This window comes from Testudinibacter sp. P17/SS/0325 (genome assembly GCF_053570765.1).
On record NZ_CM131635.1, the window covers coordinates 2265930 to 2292289 of the forward strand.

At 43.2% G+C, this 26360-nt stretch carries 27 protein-coding genes and 3 pseudogenes; 18 read left to right on the forward strand and 12 right to left on the reverse strand.

Annotation, left to right across the window (positions count from 1 at the left end):
* Position 1: 1 nt before the first annotated feature.
* From ACWA50_RS10785 to ACWA50_RS10845, 13 genes and pseudogenes are all read left to right on the forward strand, one after another.
* A complete protein-coding gene (locus ACWA50_RS10785; RefSeq protein WP_431052414.1) occupies positions 2-562 on the forward strand; it encodes a hypothetical protein in 561 nt (186 codons plus the stop codon).
* A gap of 121 nt (positions 563-683) precedes the next feature.
* Complete coding sequence (locus ACWA50_RS10790) at positions 684-1310, forward strand: hypothetical protein (protein ID WP_431052415.1); 627 nt, start codon at positions 684-686, stop codon at positions 1308-1310.
* A 1-nt stretch (position 1311) separates the two neighbouring features.
* Positions 1312-1712, forward strand: a pseudogene (locus ACWA50_RS10795) (hypothetical protein).
* Between the two features lie 334 nt (positions 1713-2046).
* Positions 2047-3158, forward strand: a pseudogene (locus tag ACWA50_RS10800) (ISAs1 family transposase).
* 278 nt (positions 3159-3436) lie between these two features.
* Positions 3437-4369 carry an SMODS domain-containing nucleotidyltransferase gene (locus tag ACWA50_RS10805; RefSeq protein WP_431052417.1) on the forward strand — a complete coding sequence of 311 codons (933 nt, stop codon included), beginning with the start codon at positions 3437-3439 and terminating at the stop codon, positions 4367-4369.
* A gap of 1 nt (position 4370) precedes the next feature.
* Positions 4371-6017, forward strand: a complete 1647-nt coding sequence (locus ACWA50_RS10810) for a ThiF family adenylyltransferase (protein ID WP_431052419.1) — start codon at positions 4371-4373, stop codon at positions 6015-6017.
* Positions 6017-6478: a Mov34/MPN/PAD-1 family protein gene (locus ACWA50_RS10815; RefSeq protein WP_431052421.1), complete on the forward strand. Its 462-nt coding sequence runs from the start codon at positions 6017-6019 to the stop codon at positions 6476-6478. Before ACWA50_RS10810 ends, ACWA50_RS10815 begins: the two co-directional genes overlap by 1 nt.
* Positions 6471-7301, forward strand: a complete 831-nt coding sequence (locus ACWA50_RS10820; protein ID WP_431052423.1) for a DUF6602 domain-containing protein — start codon at positions 6471-6473, stop codon at positions 7299-7301. The genes ACWA50_RS10815 and ACWA50_RS10820 overlap by 8 nt, the downstream gene beginning before the upstream one ends.
* A 470-nt stretch (positions 7302-7771) precedes the next feature.
* Positions 7772-8812, forward strand: coding sequence for a YeeE/YedE thiosulfate transporter family protein (locus tag ACWA50_RS10825; protein ID WP_431052425.1), 1041 nt, complete (start codon positions 7772-7774; stop codon positions 8810-8812).
* A gap of 18 nt (positions 8813-8830) precedes the next feature.
* Positions 8831-9052: a sulfurtransferase TusA family protein gene (locus tag ACWA50_RS10830; RefSeq protein WP_431052427.1), complete on the forward strand. Its 222-nt coding sequence runs from the start codon at positions 8831-8833 to the stop codon at positions 9050-9052.
* 202 nt (positions 9053-9254) lie between these two features.
* A complete protein-coding gene (locus ACWA50_RS10835) occupies positions 9255-9884 on the forward strand; it encodes an ABC transporter permease (RefSeq protein ID WP_431052429.1) in 630 nt (209 codons plus the stop codon).
* Positions 9877-10755: a glycine betaine ABC transporter substrate-binding protein gene (locus ACWA50_RS10840; RefSeq protein WP_431052431.1), complete on the forward strand. Its 879-nt coding sequence runs from the start codon at positions 9877-9879 to the stop codon at positions 10753-10755. Before ACWA50_RS10835 ends, ACWA50_RS10840 begins: the two co-directional genes overlap by 8 nt.
* On the forward strand, positions 10752-11468 hold the full coding sequence (locus ACWA50_RS10845; RefSeq protein ID WP_431052433.1) for an ATP-binding cassette domain-containing protein: 717 nt from the start codon (positions 10752-10754) through the stop codon (positions 11466-11468). The genes ACWA50_RS10840 and ACWA50_RS10845 overlap by 4 nt, the downstream gene beginning before the upstream one ends.
* A gap of 750 nt (positions 11469-12218) precedes the next feature.
* Here ACWA50_RS10845 and ACWA50_RS10850 read toward each other — a convergent pair.
* A complete protein-coding gene (locus tag ACWA50_RS10850) occupies positions 12219-12950 on the reverse strand; it encodes a hypothetical protein (RefSeq protein ID WP_449343103.1) in 732 nt (243 codons plus the stop codon).
* A 229-nt stretch (positions 12951-13179) separates the two neighbouring features.
* Between ACWA50_RS10850 and ACWA50_RS10855 the strand changes: the two are divergent.
* Positions 13180-13371, forward strand: a pseudogene (locus tag ACWA50_RS10855) (helix-turn-helix domain-containing protein); the annotation flags it as partial.
* Positions 13372-13499: 128 nt separating this feature from the next.
* Here the strand turns inward: ACWA50_RS10855 and ACWA50_RS10860 are convergent.
* The 3 genes from ACWA50_RS10860 to ACWA50_RS10870 form a co-directional block, all read right to left on the reverse strand.
* Complete coding sequence (locus ACWA50_RS10860) at positions 13500-13748, reverse strand: LysR substrate-binding domain-containing protein (protein WP_449343104.1); 249 nt, start codon at positions 13746-13748, stop codon at positions 13500-13502.
* A 280-nt stretch (positions 13749-14028) separates the two neighbouring features.
* Positions 14029-14187, reverse strand: a complete 159-nt coding sequence (locus tag ACWA50_RS10865) for a DUF1328 domain-containing protein (protein ID WP_431052437.1) — start codon at positions 14185-14187, stop codon at positions 14029-14031.
* A 129-nt stretch (positions 14188-14316) separates the two neighbouring features.
* Positions 14317-15933, reverse strand: coding sequence for a DUF2813 domain-containing protein (locus ACWA50_RS10870; protein ID WP_431052439.1), 1617 nt, complete (start codon positions 15931-15933; stop codon positions 14317-14319).
* Positions 15934-16056: 123 nt separating this feature from the next.
* On the opposite strand from ACWA50_RS10870, the gene ACWA50_RS10875 reads away from it, so the two are divergent.
* On the forward strand, positions 16057-16965 hold the full coding sequence (locus tag ACWA50_RS10875; protein ID WP_431052441.1) for a lysine exporter LysO family protein: 909 nt from the start codon (positions 16057-16059) through the stop codon (positions 16963-16965).
* Between the two features lie 61 nt (positions 16966-17026).
* Here the strand turns inward: ACWA50_RS10875 and ACWA50_RS10880 are convergent, their stop codons facing one another.
* From ACWA50_RS10880 to mdh, 8 genes are all read right to left on the reverse strand, one after another.
* Complete coding sequence (locus ACWA50_RS10880) at positions 17027-17332, reverse strand: type II toxin-antitoxin system RelE/ParE family toxin (protein ID WP_431052443.1); 306 nt, start codon at positions 17330-17332, stop codon at positions 17027-17029.
* Positions 17320-17832, reverse strand: a complete 513-nt coding sequence (locus ACWA50_RS10885) for a type II toxin-antitoxin system Phd/YefM family antitoxin (protein ID WP_431052445.1) — start codon at positions 17830-17832, stop codon at positions 17320-17322. Before ACWA50_RS10885 ends, ACWA50_RS10880 begins: the two co-directional genes overlap by 13 nt.
* Before the next feature lie 79 nt (positions 17833-17911).
* On the reverse strand, positions 17912-18175 hold the full coding sequence (locus ACWA50_RS10890; RefSeq protein ID WP_431052447.1) for a chaperone modulator CbpM: 264 nt from the start codon (positions 18173-18175) through the stop codon (positions 17912-17914).
* A gap of 16 nt (positions 18176-18191) precedes the next feature.
* Positions 18192-19163 carry a DnaJ C-terminal domain-containing protein gene (locus tag ACWA50_RS10895; protein WP_431052449.1) on the reverse strand — a complete coding sequence of 324 codons (972 nt, stop codon included), beginning with the start codon at positions 19161-19163 and terminating at the stop codon, positions 18192-18194.
* A 293-nt stretch (positions 19164-19456) separates the two neighbouring features.
* Entirely contained in the window at positions 19457-19786 is a 330-nt protein-coding gene (locus tag ACWA50_RS10900; protein ID WP_431052451.1) for a hypothetical protein, read from the reverse strand.
* 320 nt (positions 19787-20106) lie between these two features.
* Positions 20107-20466 carry a hypothetical protein gene (locus tag ACWA50_RS10905; RefSeq protein ID WP_431052453.1) on the reverse strand — a complete coding sequence of 120 codons (360 nt, stop codon included), beginning with the start codon at positions 20464-20466 and terminating at the stop codon, positions 20107-20109.
* A 291-nt stretch (positions 20467-20757) separates the two neighbouring features.
* Complete coding sequence (locus tag ACWA50_RS10910) at positions 20758-21081, reverse strand: GFA family protein (protein WP_449343105.1); 324 nt, start codon at positions 21079-21081, stop codon at positions 20758-20760.
* A gap of 164 nt (positions 21082-21245) precedes the next feature.
* The gene (gene mdh, locus ACWA50_RS10915; RefSeq protein WP_431052457.1) at positions 21246-22181 is read right to left on the reverse strand and encodes a malate dehydrogenase; all 936 of its coding nucleotides are present in this window, start codon (positions 22179-22181) and stop codon (positions 21246-21248) included.
* Between the two features lie 224 nt (positions 22182-22405).
* On the opposite strand from mdh, the gene argR reads away from it, so the two are divergent.
* From argR to mrcB, 3 genes are all read left to right on the forward strand, one after another.
* Positions 22406-22870 carry a transcriptional regulator ArgR gene (argR, locus tag ACWA50_RS10920; protein ID WP_431054342.1) on the forward strand — a complete coding sequence of 155 codons (465 nt, stop codon included), beginning with the start codon at positions 22406-22408 and terminating at the stop codon, positions 22868-22870.
* A 33-nt stretch (positions 22871-22903) separates the two neighbouring features.
* Complete coding sequence (locus tag ACWA50_RS10925) at positions 22904-23803, forward strand: TIGR01777 family oxidoreductase (RefSeq protein ID WP_431054343.1); 900 nt, start codon at positions 22904-22906, stop codon at positions 23801-23803.
* A gap of 77 nt (positions 23804-23880) precedes the next feature.
* Entirely contained in the window at positions 23881-26322 is a 2442-nt protein-coding gene (mrcB, locus tag ACWA50_RS10930) for a penicillin-binding protein 1B (protein ID WP_431052459.1), read from the forward strand.
* Positions 26323-26360 lie beyond the last annotated feature (38 nt).

Here is a 26360-nt window from a genome sequence, read left to right on the forward strand (position 1 = left end):
ATTGAATTGGAAAAATAAATTAGGAAAAGATCATGAATGGTATTTAGGAGCGTTAAAAGGTTTTTTACTATCATGGCATGAATATGGTTATTATGGAGTTGATAAATCTGTTGTATCGCTGCTAGAAAGTTTTACTTTGAGTGGAAATGATAAAGGTAAATCGGTATTAATGAGATGCCCTTATACAGGAGCATTTACTGAAAATGAAGTTTTGGCTTTAATGGCTGAACTCTCTAGACTTTGGAAAGAAGATCTTATTTCATTTGAAGCATATGCATATATTCACTTACTACAAGCTACAGCTAGAAGACCTATTCAAATACGCCATTTAAAATTTGAAGACCTAAAAAAAGAAATGTCGCAAGGAACATGGAACTACTATTTAAATATTCCTAGTGCAAAAAAAAGAGGTGGATTATTTAGAACTACATTTAAAAAATTAGTAATAACCGAAGACCTATATTTAATCTTATTAAACGTTATAGATTTTCAATACAAAAAATTACTTGAGATAGTAAGTGAATCATTTATCTCTAGTCATAAGATGAAATTACCAATCTGAAACTCACCCTAAAACATCGTTATGGGAAAAGCATTGTATAGGTACATCCAAAGGAGAATTTATAAGATTACTATCACACAATGCAAGGCATTGGCTAAGTACAAAAGCTGAACGAGGTGGAATGGATGAGTTAACTTTAGCTAATTGGGCAGGGCGAGCAAGAGTTGCAGATAACAAAGCTTATGATCACAGAACAGAAGAAGAAAAAAGTGAATCAGCTAGAGATTTACTCATTCCTGAGGATATTTCAATCTTAGATAAAATTCATTTGAATCTTCCTGTTACCTATGAAGACCTAGGAAAAGATAGAATTGGAATCGCAACGGTAACAGAAATAGGCATTTGCGAACACGATTATGCGATGTCTCCATGTTCTCGTCATGGTGATTGTGAAACATGTAAAGAGCTTGTTTGTATTAAGGGTTTAGAATCCTCTTTGGAAATATTAAAGCAACGAGAAACCCAGATAACTGAACAATTTAATAAAGCTAAAGAACACCATAAAATAGGTGTTTTTGGTGCAGATCGTTGGATAAGTAATTTGGGATGGAGACTAACACACATAAAAACTAAAATTAAGTTCTTAGAAAATAAGGCTATCCCAAATGGTTCGTTATTACGAATGCCGGATGAATATGATCCTTCCCCTGCTAAATTAGCTTTGCTAGAGAAAGGAATGGATATAGGTATACAAAAACAAGAAGCATCTAAATTAGATGATGATTTATACAGATTAATGGAGTTATAATATGCCCAAAATTCTTATTACAGAAGAAAATTTAGAAGATATCATCTTATTAATTAATACCTGGGAAGGAAAATTAACATGGGATTTACTTTGTAATAAAGTATCAGAACTACTGAATATTAAAAGTATCGAAAGACAGTCTCTAGCAAATTATTCAGATATTCAAAAAGCCTTTACTAGACGAAAACAAAGAATAAAAGAAAGCGTAAAAGCTAATCCTATACCAAATGTGACTATGGATTATCTACAAAAAATTTGAAAGCTCAGGTAGAACGCTTGGAAGAAATCAATGAGCGATACAAGCAACAATTCATTGTATGGCAGTATAATGCATATATGAATGGGGTGACGGAAGAGAAGCTAAATAAACCACTTATTGCAGTTAATCGCCAGCATCGGTAAAAGATATACCGTTTGAAATCTAAATTTCAAACGGTATTTTTCAAAAAGATTATCCTTATCTTCTTGGAATTCTATCCTTCAGTGTTACCTGACATCAATTTGGCTAATTTCGGGGCTCACCATTCTCGTAGGTCGTCCATTTAAACCACAAGCACGAACAATAGGCTCAACAAGGTTGAGGTGATTAAGCCTCAGATAACGACGATTGCCATTGAGAGTTTTATTGTGGATTAAATAAATCAAACCATTAGGGGTTGTCCTCAGGGCAAGATCGCACTTTTCCTCAAAATATGATCTAATAAGCCTTTAATACTTTAAAATACAAGGTAACGTCATGGACTTATTCCGCTTTTTCGGTCAATTGGAAGACCCGCGTAAAGATATCAACCAAAAATATCCTTTTCTTGAAATCATTTTTCTGACCATGAGCGCCGTCATTTCCGGAGCGGAAGGTTGGACGGACATTAAATGGTTCGGGGAATATCATTTGGCGTGGTTGCGTCAATATTTACCTTTTGAGCGCGGCATCCCGGTCGATGATACCATTGCGCGTATCGTTCGTCGTCTTTCTCCGGTGCAACTTAATGATATTTTTATTCATTTCGTAAATGAAATCCGCGCGGCACAAGGCGTTGAGCAGATTGCGATTGACGGCAAAACGCTGCGTCACGGCATCGATGAGAAAACGCAGCATGCGCTGCACAGCATTACCGTTTGGAGTAAAACCTGGGGGTTGATTTTGACCCAACAAAAGTCGCCAGGTTGGAAAAATGAGCAGCAGGGGGTATTGGCGGTACTGGATGCGTTAATCTTAAAAAATGCCGTGATTTCAGTCGATGCAATTAACACACAAAAGAAAATTGCGGAGAAAATCATTGAAAAAAAAGGACATTATGTGATGGCGTTAAAACGTAACCATCGTTTATTCCGCGAGAAGCCGAAGCCTACTTTCATAAAATCGAGCGTGAGACGCCTGATTTGATTGAAGTTTACCAAGAGGTCAACTGTGAACGCAGCCGGATTGACGAACGGACTTACCGCCAATTGCCGGTGAGTGATTGGCTGTCGGAATCGGCGCAGTGGGCAGGGATTCAATCGGTGGTGTGTGTTGAACGGCGGCGGGAAGATAAAAAGAGCGGTCAGCTACAAGAGGAAAGGGCATTTTATATCAGTAGCTTAAAGACAAGTGCGGAGCAATTATCATACAGTATTCGCGGTCATTGGGAAGTGGAGAATAAGGCGCACTGGGTGCTGGATATGGTCTATCGGGAAGATGCTTGTGTGATAAGCAAGGATGACGGTGCGGAGAATATGGCGATATTGCGCCGTTTTGCGTTGAATTTATCGCGGCTTCACCCGGCTAAAATGAGTATGCGGATGAAGCTGAAAGCAGCGGGCTGGTCAGATGAATTCAGGTCAGAGCCGATGTTTGGTGTTATTGGTTGATTATTAGACAAAGTTCGCGGTTGCCCTGGGGTTGTCCTTAATGGTTTTGGTTAAGATTGTAAATAAAGGATATCATAAGGGATTTGAGCTATTTGGGAAAATTGAGAGTTTTTATGGGTGGGCATAATTTAAGATTATATTTTAATCAAAACCATCCTTTATTATCAGTTAAGGCTTGAAATTCCATAGGCACGGCCCAATATAGTAAAAAAATTATTTTGAGTTCATCATTCCCCAAAATAATTTGTTATGTACTGAAAATTTCATGAGAATTAACTATGGCTGACTATAAAAGTGATTACTTAAACTCTGTGCTGGAAAGTTACAGAATGAAACATGTTGAAGAGCTAATAAAAACATATCGCACGAAACGAAATGAGATTAAGCAATTTTTAAATGAACAATATGGTAGTAAAATTTATGAACCATTTAATTCTGGCTCGTATAAAAAACACACAGCCATCAATACCAAATTTGATTTGGATTTGGTTGCACCATTTAAACGCAATGCTTTTTCAACATTAGAAGAAATGTTTGAAGATGTTTTGGAAAAACTAACAGAAAAGTATAAAGATGAAACTACCGTGAAAAAACAAGGGGTTTCTATTGGTTTAACTTTTGATGAAGAAGATGAAATTAATATTGATGTTGTTCCTGCAAGAGAGACTAGCCAAGAGTCTTTTCCAGAATATAAGGATTTAAATCTACATAAAACACAAAATGATGGTTATCTTAAAACCAATATCCACGCTCAAATTGAACATATTAAAGCCAAAGAAAATGAAAGAAAAGTCATTCGCTTGCTAAAAATTTGGAAAGTTTGTCATCAATACAAATACAAGTCTTTTTTTATTGAATTATTGGTGATTAAAGCTTATGAAAAATTATCTCCGCAGGGTAGTTTATGGGAACAATTTAAAACCGTTTTAAATTATATTATTGATAATATTCAAAGCGAGAGGTTTACACTCAAAGATCCTGGAAATAGCAATAATGATTTAGCATTATCCTTAGATAGCGGAGAAAAAAGTGTACTCGTTCGTAGATTAGAATCCATATTGGCACAAATAGAATTAAATGAGAAACAAATAGAGTTTTATCTTCCATTAAATGAAAAATTTACCGAAGATAATAAGAGTGAAAATAAGGCTTATAGTCTTAAAAGTTCAGTTTTAGTTTCAACACCTCCAGTTTCACAAAGATTTGGTTGATATGAAATTTTCTCAAATTGAATTAGAGCAAGCTATTCAGTCTATTCCATACATTGAGAATTTATCTGCTCTTTCATTTTCAAAAGAGCGGGTAAATTTTGATATTACTTTTGATTTTGAAGGATTAGACAAACCAATTGATTTTAATGTCATTATCTATCCAGCCTACCCATTAAAAATTGATGATTGTGAATCTATTTGTTTTTACTTAAAAGATGATGAATATAAAAAATTTAGCCATGTAATGTCAAATAATGCTATTTGTTTTCATAATCAGCATTGCATCATTTTTCAAAAAAAATTACATCAGGATTTTCAAGCCATCAAACAATGGATTATTAAATATGTTATTAACCAAGAAAAAGATGAGCATTATGAACATCTAATTACAGCAAATCATACTTATAATGGAGTATATTTCTCATTTCAATTTACTGATACTGATACTGATACTGATACTGATACTGATAAGTTATTTTCTCAAAATGAGATTGGCATTGTTACCAATACTTACTTAACAACATCAAAATATCAAGATAAGGATATGCATAATTATTTAGTGCAATCTTTTACACATAATTTTACCCAAAAAAATTGCCAATGGTCGTCGTTTTACTCAGATAAGAAAACTGACTTATCGGGAATTTATATCTTTATTGAAGATAAACCCTCAATCTATGACAGGTTTTCATTTTCAAATTGGCAAGAGTTTAAATCCATATTTAACCAAGAAATGTTAAGTGAGATTTGGAAAATTACTTGCACCATTAAACAAGAATACATACCTATTTTTATTGGATACTATACAAAAAATCAAAATATTCATTGGCAAGTTGCCATAATTGATTTAAAAGACCCATTTTTTAAAAATAAAAATGGCATGTATGAACTTTGCGATAAGCAAATAAGCTGGGTTATTTCAAAAAATTCATCTTATAATTACTTCTTTGGGCGAGGTGCGTTTCATCCAAATCTAACCAATAAAAAAGTGCTTATTATTGGATTGGGAGCAATTGGAAGTCAAGTCGCAAAGACTCTTGTTAGAGGCGGTTGTCCAAATATTACTATTGCTGATTATGATATTAAAGAACCAGAAAACATTTGTCGTTCAGAATATAATTTTGTGCCACCTTATACCAATAAAACAGATGAATTAGCAGGTATTTTATGGAGCATCTCTCCTTTTGTTGAGGTGAGTTCTATTCGTCATTTTGCAACAGAATGTATTAAATTTGATATTCCATCAGAAGATATTAATCATTTATCAAAGCAACTTTCAGAATTTGATTATATTTTTGATTGCTCCACTGATGATGATTTAATGTATATTACAGATAAGCTAAATTTAACCAGCACTATATTTAATTTATCCATAACAAATCATGCAAAAGTGTTGACTTGTGGCATTTCACCCAATCATTACCAATTTATTAGACATCAGTTTGATAAAATTTTGAAGAATGACGTTTTGGATTTATATAATCCTATTGGTTGTTGGAATCCAACTTTTAAAGCATCCTATAATGATATTGCCATTATGGTTCAGTTATCATTAAGAACAATTAACCTAATGATTCAAGAGAATAATTATCAACATTTTACTATTCAATATGATGATAATCTCAATTTAAAGGTTGAGAGGTTTTAATGATTGTTAAAAAATACAAAAACCTTCAATTAGATTTTGACCGTCAAATCGTTGAGCAAATGGCAAAAATAGCAATTCATCATTATCCAAGTGAATATGGTGGGTTTCTTTTAGGTTATTACTCTAATGATTTTACTAGGTTGCATATCAAATATTTTTTATTGGTTGATAAATACGTCAGCTCGCCTGTGGAATTTAGGCGTGAATTAAATATAAAAATTCATAATTTTGAAAAAATATTTCAAGAAACTGGGTTATATTATATAGGTGAATGGCATAGCCATCCCAATGCATCAGCGTGGTATAGTTTAACGGATTTACAAGCGATGAATAATATTGTTTCTTGTAATACAGTTCAGCTCCATAATCCCGTGCTACTTATTTTGAGTATTTCTAGTAATAAATTATTAGATTTTAATTTTTTTATTTTTGATGAAGATAGGTTAGTTGTTTATGAGTGATGTTGATTTATCAGCCTTGTTTCGTGGTATGCAAGGACAAATGCAAAGCCAATTAAATACCAATCGTGAATTTATCCATCATCCAGGATCAAAAGGCGATGCCTTAGAAAATGCTTGGATTGAATGGTTACAAAATTATTTGCCAAATCGTTATAGTGTAGATAAAGCAATCGTGATTGATTATCACGGAAATACCAGCGACCAAATTGATATTGTCATTTATGATAATTGGTTTACACCATTTATTTTTAATCAAAATGGCTTTAAATACATTCCAGCTGAAGGGGTTTATGCTGTTTTTGAAGTTAAACCTGATATTCAGGGAAATGTTAATAATACTAATTATATTCAGTATGCAGGTCAAAAAATTGCCAGTGTCAGAAAATTAGATCGTACATCAACATCCATGATTAATTCTGGGCAAAAGTTACCTGCCCGCCCACTAACAAAAATCATTGGTGGGATTTTAACCACCACCAATTCCTTCACACATAATAATAATAATACCATTGAGAATCATATCAAATCTTTAGCTGATTTAGAGAGGATTGATTTGGGCTGTATTGTGGATTATGGTAGTTTCTTTGTGCAATATCAAGGGGAAGAAGATACCAATGAGAAAAAAGATTTTGGAAAACGCATTCGTGATTATTATCAGAATCGAACTTTTCAATCATTAGTATTTAGTCAGCCCGAAAATTCATTAATCACTTTCTTTATGCAATTAACTCGTTATTTGCAACAAGCAATCGGAACAGTGCCTGCTATTAACTTACAGGCATATATGAATACGATTAATGAAAAACTTGATAGTGAAATTTAAGCGAAATTCTTGATTATTATGAGTCTTTTGTCTTATGAAATAATTATTCTTGAATAAAAGAACACCGTCTCTAACCCTAAAAACGGTGTTTTTCTCCAGATTTATTGTAAATATTCTACTATGAAATTGTGCTATTTTAGGGGGAATTACAAAAGTGATAGCAAAAACAGTGACAAATTTGTTAGATATCCCCAAAATAAAATCTAACCCTTACACTTTATTTTTACATTACTTATAATATAAAAACCAAAATTTAATTTAACTATTTGATTTGAAATAATTTTATAATTTACATATCCTAATAGTATAGAAACAACCATTTTAAAATCCCGTCTTATAAAACCCGGCTACAGTCGGGTTTTTTACTATATAAACAACCTCATAACAAACCGTTATAAATACGCTAAAAAAGTTATTTTCTCTCCTGAATATTTTTCCACATAATGAAATTCCATTTTTTAGGAGGTTATATGCTGATTACTGGTTTATTTTGTGGATTATTATTAGGTTTTGTCATGCAACGCGGACGTTTTTGTATTACCGGCGCATTCCGTGATATGTACGTCACCAAAAGTAATAAAATGTTTATCGCTTTACTGATTGCGATTAGCGTGCAATCTGTCGGTTTATTTATTTTACGCGATTTTGGCGTGTTAGAAATTCCGGCTGAAAATCTTGCGCTTAGTGCGGTATTAATCGGGGCATTTGTCTTTGGTATCGGCATTATTTACGCCGGCGGCTGCGCAACCGGCACTTGGTATCGCGCCGGCGAAGGCTTAATCGGGAGTTGGGTTGCGTTATTTACCTATATGTTATTTAGCGCAATGATGCGCACCGGACCTTTGGCTGATTTTAATAATGCGTTAAGAAGTCATTCTATTGAACAGAAAACCATTTATGAAACCTTAGGTATTTCAGCTTGGTGGCTTGTCGTATTATTAAGTACGGTCACGTTGTTTTTAGCGTTTAAGCATTTAAATAAACCCAAAGCAAAATTAGCCGTTTTAAAAGCAAAGAAAACCGGATTAGCCCATATTCTTTTTGAAAAACGCTGGCATCCCTTTATCACGGCAACCTTAGTCGGCTTAATCGCCTTAATGGCTTGGCCGTTGAGTGTGGCAACCGGGCGGCACTTCGGCTTGGGTATCACCGGACCGTCATCGAATATTATCCAGTTTTTGATTACCGGCGACAGTAAATATATTAACTGGGGTGTTTTTCTCGTCCTCGGTATTTTAATCGGATCATTTATTGCCGCCAAAGCCAGTAACGAATTCCGTTTTCGTGTTCCGGATAGCACCACTTTATTACGCAGTGCTTTTGGCGGAACGCTAATGGGAATCGGCGCAACATTGGCCGGCGGCTGCTCAATCGGTAATGGTTTAGTTGAAACCGCATTCTTTTCTTGGCAAGGCTGGCTTTCGTTACCCTTGATGATTCTTGGCACTTGGTTTGCCGCCTACTTCACGATCATTCGTCCGCAGCAACAACAATTGGCGGGCGCAATTTAATTTATAAGGAAAATCGTTATGAATATCAAACTTGAAACCAACGGATTAGTCTGCCCTTTTCCATTAGTTGAAGCAAAAGAAGCCATGCTTAAATTAAACAAAGGCGACGGTCTAATCATTGATTTTGACTGCACACAAGCAACCGAAGCGATTCCAAGTTGGGCTGCCGAAGAAGGTTATGAGGTGACTAACTTCGAGCAAATCGGCAATGCTTCATGGACAATCACGGTTGTCAAATAACCGAATGCGCTTTACATCTAATACAATCTACGCTGCAACCCGATAGAATCCATACATTAAGGCGTAGATTTTTTATTTTTATAATCTCATTCCTATGCTTCTCACGCGAAAAAACAGATTAAAACTCAACATCTATTCGCATTTTCCGTTATAGTATTGACTAATTTTCAGCTAAAAAGTGAATAAAGCACAGGACAGCATAATGCTCACAATTTTATGGGAACGGCGCGAGTTTTTTTGCCAGCTTACCCTTGAACATTTGGCGATTTCCGCGGTGGCGATATTCGGTTCTGCACTGATTGGAATCGTATTGGGGCTATGGATTACGGAAAAGCCGAAACTGGCGCCGTTTGTTCTGCACAGCAATAATATTATCTATACCATTCCGTCAATTTCGATGTTCGGTTTGTTACTACCGTTTAGCGGGATCGGCAACCTGACCGCGATAATCGCCTTAACCCTTTACGGCTTGCTGCCGATGATCGGCGCGACCAATACCGGCATTCGCCAAATCAATCCGGCGATTATCGAAGCGGCGGACGCGATGGGCAGTAGCCGTTGGCAGCTGTTATATAAAATCAAATTACCGCTGGCGTTGCCGTCGATTTTAACCGCCTTTCGCACCATGGTGGTGATGATTATTTCTTTAGCCGGCGTGGCTTCCTTTATCGGCGCAGGCGGCTTGGGCGTGGCGATTTATCGCGGGATCACCACCAACAATAGCGCACTTTCCGTCGGCGGCAGCCTATTAATTATGTTACTGGCATTTTCGGCGGACAGCTTGTGTGCTTGGTTAGCGAAAAAATCTCAATGGGAGAAAGCAAATGCTTAAAAAAATGTTATTACTGTGTACCGCACTTTTGGCACTTGCCGCCTGCAAGCCGGAACAAACCACGATCAAAATCGCCACCAAACCGATGGTGGAACAATTTATCATTGCGGAAATGCTGGCATTATTAATCGAGCAAGACAGCGAACTGAAAGTGGAGATCAAAAAAGGGATCGGCGGCGGCACGGCGAACATTCATCCGGCGCTGTTAAAAGGCGAGTTTGATTTATACCCTGAATATACCGGCACCGCCTGGTTGTACGTATTGAAAAAACAACCGCTAGCCGATGATGAAAAATTACTGGCGGAACTCAAAGCAGAGTATAAAAAGCTAGGTTTAACTTGGTTCGGCAACTACGGTTTTAATAATACTTTCGGTATTGCCGTGCGTGCCGATTTAGCCGATAAACGGCAGATCCGCACCTTTTCCGATTTAGCTAAACTCAGCGATCAACTGACATTCGGCGCGGAATATGATTTCTTCGAACGGGAAGACGGTTATCAAGGTTTACAAAATACGTATGCCATCAACTTTAAACAAACCCACGACTTAGATATCGGGTTAAAATATCAAGCGGCGCAGAGCGGTAAAGTGGATGTCATCAATGTGTTTACCACCGACGGACAGTTAGCCGACAGTGCCTTAGCCGTGCTGGAAGATGATAAACATTTTTATCCGAATTATTATGCCGGCACCGTGATCCGAACAGAAACATTAAGCCGCCATCCGCAGCTCGCCACCATTTTAGCGAAACTGGATAATCAAATTTCCAACGCCGACATGGCAAAGCTGAATGCCGAAGTCGAAATCGAACATAAAGATGAAAAAGCGGTGGCAAAAGCCTTTTTACAAGCCAAAGGGCTATTAAAATGATCCGACTGAGCAATGTGAGTAAAACCTTTGCCGACCGCACCGCACTTTGCCCATTAAGTTTGCAAATTGCGCAAGGTGATTTCATCACGATTATCGGACAATCCGGCAGCGGTAAAACCACGTTGTTAAAAATGCTGAACGGTTTAGTTCAACCGGATAGCGGCACGGTTACGCTTTACGGTGAAAATCTGGCAACGGCTGATCTGGTGCAATTGCGGCGCAAAATCGGTTATGTGGTGCAGGAAAACGGTTTATTTCCGCATTTGACCGTCGCTGAAAATATCGGCTATGTACTGAGTTTGCAAAAACGCCCCAAAGTAGCCATCGCCACACGTGTGGCGGAATTGCTGCCGTTAGTCAATCTTGATAATGAGTTAAAAGACCGTTATCCGCACCAACTCTCCGGCGGGCAAAAACAGCGTGTCGGCATCGCCCGCGCTTTGGCAGCGAAACCGGACATCATCTTAATGGACGAGCCGTTCAGTGCCTTAGATCCCGTCACCCGAAAGCTGCTGCAACAAGAGATTAAACAACTGTGGCAAACCCTCGGCACGACGATCGTGTTTGTAACCCATGATATTGAAGAAGCGCTCAATTTAGGCACAAAAGTATTAGTGTTACACCAAGGACAGGTTGAACAATTCGCCACGCCGCAACAAGTGAAAAATACGCCTGCGACACCGTTTGTACGGTTACTGATGAAAACGACATAGCCTCCGCTAAAAAACACTGCAACCCACCGACGGTTGGCACGGATCGCCTGCATTTCCCTGTATCGAATGCACCAACGTGCGCTGCACGGCTGTACTAAAACATTCTGGTCGGGCGGATTAACCGTTTCTTAAAACCGTCGTTGAAATTGCATTAATTTTCGCAAGCAAAGTGCGGTACAAAATCATTACCGCTTGCTGTATCGCGCCCCCGAAGAGGCCGGTATTTTGGATTATTGCCAAATTGGTTTTGAGCGCTGACGAAATCGCCACCCTTGAAAAATTGGCACTTGCCGCTAATGTGGATACACGCGGGGCATGGGAACAGGAAATGGTATAATCGATGAAAAGTATACTGAAAAAATAGCCATGTTAACCGCACTTTCTAGTCCATTATAAGCCTAAATGTCGCTGCTATGCCGATTTTCAATCTGTTTGAACTGGGCATTCAGTCGGGAAAAATTGAACAGACCGACAACATCGGGCGGCAAAAAGGTCGAACAAACATCGGAAACCCCGCGCTTTGAAGATTACCTGAAGTAATCGGCAGATATGTTGCAAGACAAACAATTTATCGCCATTACACCGAATTTGTTACGCAATAAAGGCGGCTTACAGTTTCTCAGGTGATTGTGACCAAAAGCAGTATCGCGGTGATAGCGCATAAACTGGAATTTACGGCGTCTAAAACCGCACTTTGCTTTCGCATTAGCAACCGCAAAATCGACACATCAGGGCGTTATGAGGGATGGGTCAAAACCCGAATTTCGGGTCGGCAATCATGAAAGCCGGTACGGCAATCACCGTGACAACGACATCCCCCACCAGCGTGAATGGCGTCAACACAATATTTCTCAACAGATTCGGCCCACTTTTAACCACCGTTTTATGCTCGACTGTCTGCAATTTCACCGGCACATACTGTTCAAACCGATAATTTTGCTTCACTTGCAACGGTTTATCATACAATTGTCCATTTTGCCAAAAGCAACGCTCATATGTCGTCAATGACGATTCTTGGCTTATCTGACGAAAGCGCAATGCCAGCAAAACTTTATTTTCTTGTGCAGCCTGTTTGCTGTTTTGGCTTGTTTCAAGAGGATATCTGAGACAAAAGCGGCTATTGAATTTTCCAACGGTATCTTCAATTGTCACCGGCAGTTCAGTCAGCCGCTCTCTGCCCTCGACAGAAAAAATCTGATAGCGGTGTTGCAGCTTTGCATTCAAAGCGGGCAGCAATCTTTCTGATGCGTGCGGCTCCACCACATACCAGTAGCGCTCGCCCATCATGACCAGGCTGCCTTGTTGCAATTGCCCGCTGTCGGTACGGACATGACCGAAAGCATGAACCTTGTCTTCGCCCAAACGGTGGTAAATATCTTGCGTACCTACCGCCGTGCCGCTGCCCCACATCGCGCTCGTACAACCGCCCACCGATAAAGCCGCAGACAGTAACAGCACCTGTTTTAAATATTTCTTCATCACGCTACCCTCCTTTCCGGATCAATACGCTGAAACACATACTAGCATAATTAACTGGTCAAACAATATTCAAATACGTGTTTGCCGCACTCGACATTGACTAATGACGCACTTTGAATTGAACCCGTGAAAAACAGTAAAGTGCGGTTAAAAGGTAAAAATCTACCACCCTTTCCTTTTTACGGTAATCTTATCGTTAATCTCAAAATAAGGGGAATGTATGCCCACGCAAATCAACGGTTCAATTTACGGTTATCTGACGGTTTTTCATGCAATTGTGACCAAAGGCAGCATTGCCGCGGCGGCGCGCAAACTGCAAATCGCTTCGCCCTCGGTCAGCCATTTGCTGAAATTGCCGGAACAACACATCGGCTTACCCTTATTTAACCGCACCACGCGTAAAATCGAGCTGACCGAAGCCGGTCTGATCAGCATATTATCGCAAATCACATTGACCTGCGGCGTGAGGACAATGTCGTTCTGCCCTGCTTTGCTGTAAGTATAAATACTGGCGATGTGCCGCCGGATTTTGAGAAGCTATCCAACGGTGTTTTAACAGATCATGCGGGGTTTTGTCGGCAATCCGGATTCCTCCAGATAACGCGGGCTGGCACAGGTAATCCGTTGAATATCCAGCAAATGGCGCGCAATTAGATTCGGATTTTGCAATGCCCCTAAACCGCCGCGAATCGCAATATCAATTTTATTTTCCAATAAATCCACAATCGAATCGGAAAACTGCAAGTCAATATTCATTTCCGGATTCTGTTTCAACAGCCGTTCCAATGCCCCGACAAACACGCTATCGGCAATTCCGGTCGGAGCGGAGATCCGTAACGTACCTAACTACCGTTTGGAATCGGATGTCAACTACACCACTACGAAACTGGATCAGTTGATTGACAATTTGGACAGTGCCTTGGAATCGGCACAACAAGGCCGCATTGATAGCGCAAAAGCAGTCGTTGCTGACCTAAATGTCAGATCATAAGTTACACTGCTGTATCCGCAAATAAACAAACGGCAATCGTTATCGGGCGATTGCCGTTTTGCTATGGATTAGTGCACAGAATGAGCCGCGCTAACGCCGGCGTCCGAATAGAAATGAAAGCACCGATAGGATTAAAAAAGCAAAGAACAACACTTTGGCAATGCCGACCGCACTTCCTGCAATACCACCAAATCCAAGTGCTGCGGCAATTAATGCGATCACAAAAAAGATAACGGAATAATGTAACATACTACTTCTCCCTTTAAGGTTTTTGGGTCGGATATGACACAATCAAAATAAAAGTGAATAAAACGAATAACTTGTGTCATGTCTATAGGTATAACATAAAAATTTGACCCAATGCAAATCTTTTACCGCTCAAACCCGCTCCTGATTTTTTGACAACTGCATAATTTTATAAAACATCTGTTTGAATAACGACGGAATCGAATTGGCGCCGCGCTTTGCCATTTCATCCGACAAGGCGATTGCCAAATCGGGCTTAGAGGCACGCTGGATCGCGCGTTGGATAATTTTACTCACCACCTTATTGCGCTGCGGCACATGGTTTGCCAAGCGATAAAAGACATTTTCAAAGCCCTCGCTATAAAAGAAATGCTCGATATCTTTCTTCGGCAAGGTTAATAAGCGGCTGTACACCGATTCGTTATCTTCAATCAGGCTTTTCACCGTGTCGGAATATTTCCAACCTGCCGCATCGCCGTCGGTCAACACAAACCATTCGATCCCCATTTTTTTGCAATATTTGATCAATGGGCGCAAGCCGCTTTGCGCAAATTCAATAATCCGAATGCCTTCCATTTCCAGATTGATATTCAGCAAATGCGCCAACTCGGTCAAAATCCAGACCTCGGTTTCCCCTTCCACCATCACCCAAATCCGCGAAAACAACGCCAAACTGCGGTTGTAATGCACATGAAAACTGAGGCGGCGCATATCTTCTTTGCCCAGATCGCGCCGTGCCAATTGATAAGCTTTGGTTTGCGTCTCATAGCGGACCAAGCGGCAGATATGTTCCAAGCGTACATATGCCAACAATTCGACCGAATTGCTGGTAGTGACCCTTTGTAGCGGCAAATGGCTTGCCAATTCCCAACCGATCGCCACCATGCGCGGATGTAAACGGGTTTCCAAGTCTTCAAACAGGATAATCGGACGGGTTTGTTTGCTGAATTTAATCCCCTTGCCGCGTTCAAACATCGAAGAAAGGTAATACAAAATCCGCTTTTTTAACCCGCCGTTTTCGTCTTCCAATAGACGCTGGCATAATGACTTGACTTGCCCCCACATTTTGGTGGTGTCGTGCATTTGCCGCTGCCACAACAAACGATCTTGGTTATCTAAAAAATAATATCGCAGCAACAACGCAACGGCGTGGATTTCCGCCTGCAAAATATCCCTCTCGCCCTCACATTCCCCTTTCACGCAAAACGGGCGGATCGTATGATAGTGCCGCTGCAAACGGGCGTCGCGAAAACGGAAAACCGGGTGGCGGGAGATAATCAGGGCAACCAATTTGCGCGCATTGCGCAGTTCAATCTGGTTGCCTTGTTCATCGAGAAAGGAGTATTCGGTGCTGACTTTGCCGTCGATCAGCTCGCCACTGACCCGCATATAAATCCGCGCATAGCCGTCTTCGTGGGCAGAAAACAGCGGACGGTAAAATTGGCATTCCTGCCGCCCTTGTTCGCCGTGAAAGCTTTCGCTGAAGGTAAACAACACCATGCAGCGGTGATTACGTTTGGGAATGGGATTGTCCGGCGAGAGTTCCTGATACTCTTCCAACGCAAGGTGGAAGTCATTCGGTTTAAATTGATAGAGGCGTTTTTCCGGATTGAGAATCAAACTGAGTACATCCAACAGGCTGGATTTCCCCCACGAGTTTTCCCCGATTAGCACCATATTGGAGCGCAGTTGCAACGATAAACGATTCAAACCTCTAAAACCAATCACATCAACTTGTTTTAAATACATATTGACCCCGTTTTTTAGTTTGCCTCACTCGGCTGACAACAGCTTACTAAAAAAAGCCCGCTATTAATATGTTTAATGTCATGTTTTTCGTTATAATCGCAGTTCGATTTCAATGAGGTAATTATGATTGGTGGATTATTAATTGTTTTAGCGCCGATGTTTTTCGGATATCTAATCAAAACCAACAACCGTGCGTGGCTGAATCGGATCAATAAAGCAGTTATGATGTTGTTATATCTGATTTTATTGATTATGGGGCTGTCGCTCGGACAAATGGACGATCTGGCGGCAACACTGCCGGTGATCGCCGTTTCCGCCCTCACTTTTATTGCGGCGATTATGGGGTTGAATATTTTATCCTTGGCAATTTACGACAAAATATCCCCGCGCCCGCTGCAACATCACAACGAAGAAATGCCGTCACGTTTGCGCCTAATGTTGGATTCGTTATTCATGTCCTCGATGGTATTGCTTGGTTTTATTATCGGTTTTCTCAGCAAAGGACATCTGGCGATTCCGCTTGATAGCAGCACTTATGTCCTGATCGCCTTGATTTTTCTGATCGGGATTCAATTGCGCAATAACGGCATTGCGCTGCGCGAAGTGCTGTTCAACAAACGCGGCATTTACACCGCGGTTATCGTCACCGTCAGCGCCTTGGCAGGCGGCGCGCTTGCCGCATTTATTTTAAACCTGCCGATATCGCAGGGTTTAGCCGTTGCTTCCGGGATTGGGTGGTATTCCCTTTCCAGTGTGATGATCAATGACGCATGGGGGCCGGTGTTCGGCAGTATCGCCTTTTTCAACGATCTGGCGCGCGAAATTCTCAGTCTGTTTTTAGTACCGTTTTTTATGCAGCAACACCGCTCTACCGCCGTCGGTATCACCGGCGCAACCGCACTTGACTGCACCCTGCCGGTGATCCAACGCTCCGGCGGCATGCAAGTTGTACCATTGGCAATCAGCTACGGCTTTATCATCAATATTCTGGTGCCGATTTTGTTAGTGTTTTTTATCAATTTACCGTTTTAAGATCGCAAAGTGCGGTTGCACCGAACCGCACTTTGTGCCTTTTACCCTATCGACGATGGTTCTACTGACTATGCGCCAACATAAACTTGCGCAGATCCCGCTCTTGCCGCATCACAAACAGAACATAAACTGTTTGTTGTGATCGTTTATAAAAAATCCGGCACGGCGGCACGATAATTTCGCGATAATTTAATCCGATCAATTCAGGCGGAACCCGACCAGAGTCTGGAAACAACGCCAAGCGCTCAACTTTTTGCATGACATTCTGTACCAGTTGTTGCGCCGCTGGCATATTTTCTAATGCGATATATTCGGCGATGTCATTCAGATCCGTTAACGCTGGATTTGTCCAAATTATTTCAGCCATTTCGACAGTTTATCCTTGGCTGCGGCATGATTAATGATCTCATGTTCAATAATTGCCCGTTCGCCACGTGCAATTCCTTCCAAAATCGCCAAGCGGTTTTGTATAAACTGGTAATCATCAACATCAATTAAATAAGCCGACGGCTTGCCGTGTTCAGTAATTAGCACCGGCTCTTTGGAGTGGTGAAGATCGGCTAAAATCCGCGTGGCTTGCCGCTTTAAGCTAGTCACTAATTCAACTTTCATCATTATGCTCCTAAACAAAAAGAGTGATACTATTGTATCACTTTTAATCGTAAATGGAAGCGACAAACCGCACTTTGCCAAATAGGTCGGGCTGGCAACCACGCACATTTGCAAATCCGGCGCCACCCGCACCGCAATCATATCTTTCGCCACATCATCGCCCAGGCGGATCCCGACATCAAAGCGTTTGGCAACAATATCGCTAAAACCGATATTGCTGCAAAATTCTAGCGAAACTTCCGGATTAAAGAGCAAAGTGCGGTTGCCGGACAGAAGGGTACGCCGAACAGGTTGCAGCTTATGTTTGCGAACAACATGATCGGCGGGTTATTTTTTAACCTTTGCGCAGACTTTCCAATTCGTCCAACAATTGCAGGATTAACGCCGTTGCCGGTACGCTGGCTTCAAAATCGCGGCTGATTCGGTGCGCGCGGCGCAGGCGGGCAAGCTGAAACCCGCTGAAACTGGCGGATTGCGGATTGCCGTCAATCGAGATGATCTCTTCCTCGATCACGCTTACCACCCACTCGGCGTTGCCGTCGCAGGCGCACACGATTTCCTCAAACGTTAGCTGAATATCTTGTTCTAGATTCATCATTCCCTCTATCCCTTACTTACTGATTATTTGCATAATGATCGGCTAACTGCTGCCAAGCGGCTTTATCGGCGTCACTGTCGCTGTGCGGCAAGGCGATATTCAGCAACAGATACAAATCGCCCGCCTCTTTCGCCGGAATCCCTTTGCCTTTCAAACGTAAACTTTGTCCGTTGCGGCTGTTGGCAGGAATATTGACACTGAATTTACCGGCAATGGTTTCGACATCCAATTTACCGCCGAGCGCCGCCGTCCACGGCATAATATCAATCCGTTGGTAAACATCTTTGCGGTTCTCGACATACAGTTCCGCCGATTGGTGGAAGCCGATTTTTAAATACAGATTGCCGTTGCCGCCGCCGTTAAAGCCCGGCAGCCCTTGTTCGCGCAAGCGAATCTGTTGTCCTTCCATAATGCCTTTCGGGATTTTGACGTGCAGCGTTTTGCGCGCATAGGTCATTTGCCCGTCTGCCGTCAGGGTCGGCATGTCCAAGCTCAAACTGCGTTCGCTGCCGTGATAAGCGGCGGCAATATCAATGCTCAATTCCGCATGTTGATCTTCGCCGGCTATCGGACCGGAATGAGAGGTTTGGCGCCGCCCTTGCCCGGCGCTGCCGAACGCGGAAAAAATATCATCAAAACGAAAATCGCCGCTGCCGAACGGTTGTCCGTCGCCGAAATGGCTGCCGTCAAACCCGTAATACTGATAACCGTGGCGTTGCGGATCAAAATCCTGACGATGAAAACCGCCGCCCGCCTGTTGCCCGGCAAACGGATTCGCCAACATCGCATCATATTCCGCCCGTTTGGTTTCGTCTTTCAGGGTTTCATAGGCGACGTTAATTTCGCTGGTTTTTTTATCGGCATCGGTTTCGGTGCTGATATCCGGGTGATATTTGCGCACCAATTTGCGATAGGCTTTTTTGATCTCGTTCAGGCTGGCGTCTTTGCTAACTCCTAGCACTTCATAATAATTTTTCGTATTTGCCATATTTCCTCTCGTTGCGTTTTTCCTTGATCACGTATGTTTAGAATACTCCCTTTTTTTCGCGTTGCAATGCTGAAATCGGATTGATGAATTCTTCTCATAAAATTATTGTCGTATTCGCCACGAATCCAAGGCACAGATTTTTGCTAGTTTATCCACTCTCTTTTATTGGAAAATTAAAAGCCACCGCTCGGATTAATCTCGGTAGCGATGGCTTTAAAAATGGTCTTTTTTAGCAATAATGGCTTTAAACAAGATATGTAATAGTGTGATTTTATATCAATTAGCTAACCGTTTTATTTGTTTAAACTATAACCGGACACTGTGCCATTGGCATTATAAAAATAAACGGTCAAATTTTTTCGCGACGAGGTTATATCTGTTGCTTTTTCAGCAGCTTCGAGTGAACCACCCACTCCCGGTATAGCTGAACTAATCGTGGAGCCAAATGTTCCCAGCATTCCTTGAAGCCCCATTTTCGTGCTATCATATTGGTAAAGTGGAGAAGCACCGCTACGGCTGGAAGTTGGAGAACCACATAATTTTTCCACCTCGGCTTTGGTGGTTTTGCCTGCGATGAGATTTTGTTTTAGGAAAGTGTCGTCAAAACAATTACCCCCTCCCATCGAGCCGGAACATCCACCGAGCACCACTGAGAGCCCAATTAGGTATAGAGCCTTAGGAAGATTTGTGAAGATTTGTGAAGATTTGTGAAGATTTGTGAAGATTTGTGAAGATTTTGCATAAAATTATCCTCTTTTTAATGGTGTATGCAAGATAGATCTATACTATAAATAGCCGATTCAGAAAAGTAAAATTTTACAATTCATCGAAAAACTTCGAAAAATCGCTGCTAAACGGTGAAAGAATCCGCTATAAAAATAGCCGCCCTGCGAGGTGACACAAGAGGCGGCGAATAACAGATATGATTTGTCTGTAAAATGATTTAGTTTGAATCACTGGACAGGGTGTAGGAAGAAACGGTTCCTTTATGGAAGATCACCATTAGGTTTTTGCGACTGGCGCCGGTGGCTGCAGCCGCACCGTCATAAACATCACTGGCTGAGACGACCTGCTGTAATCCCGGAATAGCGTCGACGACACGCCCAAAAAGCGGATTATTGCCCGGTCGGTTAGAATGTGAATAAACGTAGGTGCTAGGGCCGTTGGAACCTTGTGAAGCCCTTTTCGGCGAACCGCATAACCGTTCAACTTGTGCCGGCGTGGTTTTCCCTTTGATCAGATTTTTTTGCAAGAAGGCTTGATCAAAGCAGTTACCGGCAGAAGCGGAACAACCACCAAGCACCACCGCGAGCCCGATTAGGCATAGGCTTCTAGGAAGATTTGTGAAGATTTGTGAAGATTTGTGAAGATTTGTGAAGATTTTGCATAAAATTATCCTCTTTTTAATGGTGTATGCAAGATAGATCTATACTATAAATAGCCGGTTCAGAAAAGTAAAATTTTACAATTCGGCGAAAAACCCATTAACGCCGCAAAACAATTTCATTTCTGGAAATAATAAAATACGAAATTTACAGCAGTGGTTGATCCGTTATGTGCCTGACGGGCTTCGCCGAATTTCAACGGCGAGGTATTAATTACTCCCAAATTTTTCCAATACTTGCTGTGCTGTCAACATCTGCGTTTTAGTGGCTAAATCACAATACTCTGCTTTCTTATCCGTAAAAATTTGCAAGCTTAATTTAAGATTTTCTTCATGCTGAAATAAACCAGCCGAAATTTCATACATTGATGAATCTAATAAATGATAATACAGATGTGTACCGCACTTTTGGCAAAATGCCCGCTCCGCCCACTCAGAAGAACGGTAGTGCATAATATTTTCAAATCCACTAATACGTGGCTTTTCATCGATCTCCAGCCCGAAAAAAGCACCGCCCGCCCATTGCCGGCACATTGCACAATGACAAGCCACTACATGATGATTGGTTTCAATTTGTCATTTAACCGCACCACACAGACATTCTCCCTGCATAAATCCTCCGCTTCGTCTTACAAATCACATGGCAAAAAGCCGCTAACAACTGTAGCGGCTTCTCTTAACGGCATAGCGAATCAAACTCAGTTATTTACGAATTTTTCGCCTAATTCGATATCCGCTTTCAAGGTCGGCAACATATCTTGGATTGCTTGTTGTTCAAACGCGCTCAAGCTGCCAATCGGCAGAATTTCTTCCACGCCGTTTTTGCCCAAACGTACCGGTTCGGCGAAGAAGCGCGCATATTTGCCGTCGCCTTCTACGTAACTGTATTCAACCGCACTTTCCCCGCTCAAGCCTTTTAACACCGAAACGCCGAAGCGCGCCGCAGCTTGCGCCATGGATAAGGTTGCCGATCCGCCGCCGGCTTTGGCTTCCACCACTTCGGTACCGGCGTTTTGAATGCGTTTGGTCAAGCCGGCGATTTCTTCATCGCTGAAGCTCGCCCCTTCCACTTGCGACAACAACGGCAGAATAGTGACGCCGGAGTGTCCGCCGATCACCGGCACTTTCACTTTATCCAAGGCAATGCCTTTCAATTCGGACACAAAGGTTTCGGAGCGGATCACGTCTAACGTAGTCACGCCGAACAATTTGTTTTTGTCGTACACCCCGGCTTTTTTCAGCACTTCCGCCGCAATCGCCACGGTGGTATTAACCGGATTGGTGATAATGCCGATACAGGCTTTCGGACAGGTTGCCGCCACTTTTTCGATCAGATTGCGGATAATGCCGGCGTTGATATTAAACAAATCGGAACGATCCATGCCCGGTTTTCTGGCGACACCGGCGGAAATCAACACCAAATCGGCGCCGACCAAGGCAGGGGTCGGATCTTCCCCGGCAAAGCCTTCGGCTTTGACTGCGGTCGGAATGTGGCTGATGTCTTTCGCCACGCCCGGCGTTACCGGCGCAATGTCATATAGGGAAAGTTCCGTGCCTGCCGGACATTGTAATTTCAGTAATAACGCCAAAGCCTGACCGATCCCGCCTGCTGCCCCTAAAACTGCTACTTTCATGCATAAACTCCTTGTTAATGTAATAAATTAAATGATTTATCTTTTATTAGTGTAAAAGGTTTAATCGGCTAATTCAAACGGATAAGTTCAATATTGAGAGCTTGAGCATATTTTTAAAAAATAGTGATTGCATATCGCAAATTTAGCAAAATATGATTGCTTTTTCGTTGAATAATATGCACTATCTATGCATATTTTTTGCATAGAGACACATATTCATGAATATGGCAACCAAAAACGATTCTTTAACCAATGCTTTCCGCAGCTTGCTGGCGGAAGAAAAATATGCCTCGCAAAGTGAAATCGTGACGGCATTGCAACAACTGGGCTTTAACCAAGTCAATCAATCCAAAATTTCGCGCATGTTGGCGAAATTCGGCGCGGTGCGGATCCGCAATTCCAAAATGCAGACGGTCTATTGCCTGCCGCCGGAACTCAGTTTGCCGAACACCAGCAGTCCGCTGAAAAATCTGGTGTTGGATATTGATTACAATGCGGCGGTGGTTGTGATTCGTACCAGCCCGGGCGGGGCGCAACTGATCGCGCGTTTGTTGGATTCGCTCGGCAAAAACGACGGCATTCTCGGCACGATTGCCGGCGATGATACGGTGTTTGTCACCCCGACCCGCGGAACCGAAATGACGCAGTTGATGTCTAATATTCAACATCTGTTCGAAACATCGCTGTAATATCCGCTCAAAACAGGCGCAACGGAGGCTATGATGAAAATCTTTATTACCGGTGGTACGGGGCTGGTCGGGCAACCGCTCACCCGCACTTTGCATGCGCAAGGTCATGAACTGACGTTATTAAGTCGCAATCCCGCACAGGCACGCGCCAAATTCCCCGATCTCGATCTGGAATTCGTGCCGACCTTAAACAGCTATTCCACCTTTGATCAATATGACGCGGTGATCAACCTTGCCGGCGAACCGATTTTCGACAATGCTTGGAGTGAGGCGCAGAAAAATCAGTTGGTGGACAGCCGTGTTGACATAACCGAACGTTTAGCCGAATTAATCAACGCCGGTAAAACACCGCCGCATAGCTTTATTTCCGGCTCTGCCGTCGGTTATTACGGCGATAACGGCGAAAGTGCGGTCAGCGAAGACAATCCGAAAGGCGATCAATTTCCGGCGCAACTCTGCGAGCAATGGGAACAAGCGGCGCTGCGGGCCAACAGCCGGACTTGCCTGCTGCGCACTGCCAATGTGCTGTCAAGCCAAGGCGGCGCGTTGGCAAGAATGCTGCCGCTGTATCAGTGCGGTTTGGGCGGCAAACTCGGTTCCGGCAAACAATATTGGGCTTGGATTCATCGCCAAGATATGGTGGCGGCAATTGAATTCCTGCTCAACCACCCGACTTGCCAGGGCGCATTTAACCTGTGCAGCCCGAATCCGGTGCGCAACCGCGAGTTTAACCGCACTTTAGCCGGCATTTTGCGCCGACCGCACTTTGCTTTCGTACCGGCGTTTATCCTCAGACTGGTTTTCGGCGAACGGGCGCAACTGCTGCTCGACAGCCAAAACATTCTGCCTTGCCGTTTGCTCAAATCCGGATTTGAATTCCGCTTTGAACATATTGATGACGCCTTGCGCGACTGTATTAAAAACAAGAATTAAATGCGGATTATTGTTGCGGTTTCTTATCGTGGCTATGGTACAATTTGCGCTCATTTACAAATAAGAAAGCGAAACGCATGACCGCCGCAAAAAAGACAAAGCCAAATTCAACCGCCGCTAAAAAAAACGAAGCGAAATCGGCGCCGAAAAGCCGTTTTAACCGTCACAACTGCCTGACGTTCGGGCTGAAAGTCGGTTTTACCGCACTTTGCTGCGTGGTGTTTTATTTGATCTATCTGGACGGGCAAATCCGCTCGAAAATGGACGGCAAATTGTGGCAGCTGCCGGCGGAGGTCTACGGGCGGATTGAAAGCGTGCGGCAAGCGGATCAGCCGACCTTAGCCACGCTCCGAAATTTGTTGCTGGAAAACGGCTACCGTCAAACCAACCTGCTCGGCACGCCCGGCGACTTCAAAATTGAAAACGACACCATCGTCATGATCCGCCGCGCGTTTCCGTTTCCCGACAATGCCGAGCCGCAGCGGGTGCTGCGTTTGCGCTTTGTACAAAACCGGCTGAATGTGATCGAAGATTTGGTCAACCGCCGCACCGTCGATGAATTCCGTTTTGATCCGAAATTGATCGCGATGTTGCAATCCAACAATGAAGATCGCCTCGCCACCCCGCTGCACCAATATCCGCGGTTGCTACTCGACACCCTGATGTTAATCGAAGATCGCCGTTTTTATCAACATGACGGCGTCAGCTTATTGGGGATCACCCGCGCCTTGATCACCAATATTCAAGCCGGGCAAACGGTGCAAGGCGGCAGCACCCTGACCCAACAATTGGTGAAAAACCTGTTTTTAAGCAACGAACGCAGCCTGACGCGTAAAATCAACGAGGCGCTAATGGCGGTGCTGATGGACGCACGTTACGATAAAAACCGGATTTTGGAAACTTATTTGAATGAGGTTTATCTGGCGCAAGACGGCGACACCCAGATTCACGGTTTTGCCCTTGCCAGCCAATTCTTTTTCGGGCGTCCGGTGCAGGAAATCAGCCTTGATCAAATCGCGCTGTTGGTCGGCATGGTCAAAGGCCCGTCGCTGTATAATCCGTGGCGCAACCCGAATAACGCCCTGCAACGGCGCAATGTGGTGCTGAAAACCATGCTGGAACACGCGATGATCGATCAAAAATTGTATGATTTGCTCAGCGCCCGCCCGCTTGGGGTGCAGGCACGCGGTTCGATTAACAAATCGCAACCGGCGTTTATGCAATTGTTACAGCAAGATTTACAGCGGCAATTAGGCGAAACCAAAGCCAATAATCTGTCCGGCGCGCGCATTTTCACCACCCTCGACATCAACAAACAACAAGCCGCAGAACAAGCGCTGGTTGGTGCGGTACAACAATTGAAATTAAAACAAAAAATCGGCGATTTGGAAGCGGCAATGATAGTGGCGGATTACCGCACCGGTGCGGTATTGGCGATGGTCGGCGGCGTGCAAACCAAATTTGCCGGTTTCAACCGCGCCTTGCGTTCACAGCGCCAAATCGGCTCTTTGGTCAAACCCTCGATTTACTTGGCGGCATTGAGCGATCCGGAGCGTTTCCGTTTAAATACCCCGGTTGAAAACCGCCCGTTGACGATTAAAATCAAAGGCAGTGCCGACTGGCAACCACGCAACTATGACAATAAATTCAGCGGTTCGGTGATGTTAATCGACGCACTGGCGCGCTCGCTCAATATCCCGACCGTCAATATCGGCATGAAAGTCGGCTTGGATAAGGTGATCGAGACCCAAAAAGCGATGGGCTGGGATCAGATCAAAATTCCGAAAGTGCCGGCAATGTTGTTGGGAGCCTATTCGATTTCGCCCTATGACGTAACCAAGCTCTACCAAGTGATTGCCAATGACGGGAAAAAAGTCGCCTTGTCGTCGATTGAAAGCGTGTTTCAGCGCAACGGCGAAGCGATTTACCAACGCGCATTTACGCCTGAACAGGTGGTGCCGGAAGAAGCGGCGATTCAAACCTTGTACGCCATGCAGCAAGCGGTGGAGCGCGGCACCGGGCGCAGTTTGCAGCAGAATTTCGCCCGCTATCAACTTGCCGGCAAAACCGGCACCACCAACGAGGCGCGCGATACGTGGTTTGTCGGGATTGACGGTGAAAATGTGGCGACGGTGTGGCTGGGGCGCGACAACAACGGTAAAACCGGTTTGACCGGCGCAAGCGGTGCGTTGGCAGTGTATCGTGATTATCTAGAACGTGTTCCGCCGGTTAAATTGAATTTAACCCGCTTGGATAATTTGCAATGGATCGGTATTAACAACAACGGCAGTTGGAATTGCGGTAGCGGACGCACCATTCCGGTGTGGGTAAATAAAAACCAGAGTTTTTGCGCTTCTGCCGCGACGGCGGTTCCGAGCGGTACAGCGCCGGCTGCGGCAACCTCGCTGCAAAATACGACGCCAAGTGCGGTTGAAAAACAACCGAGTATTTGGGACGCGCTAGAGCTGAATCAAGACAACGCTCCGGCACCGGTGGAGGACGCGCAACCGAGCCGTTAACTCAGCCGATGACATAAAGTGCGGTAACAAGATTACCG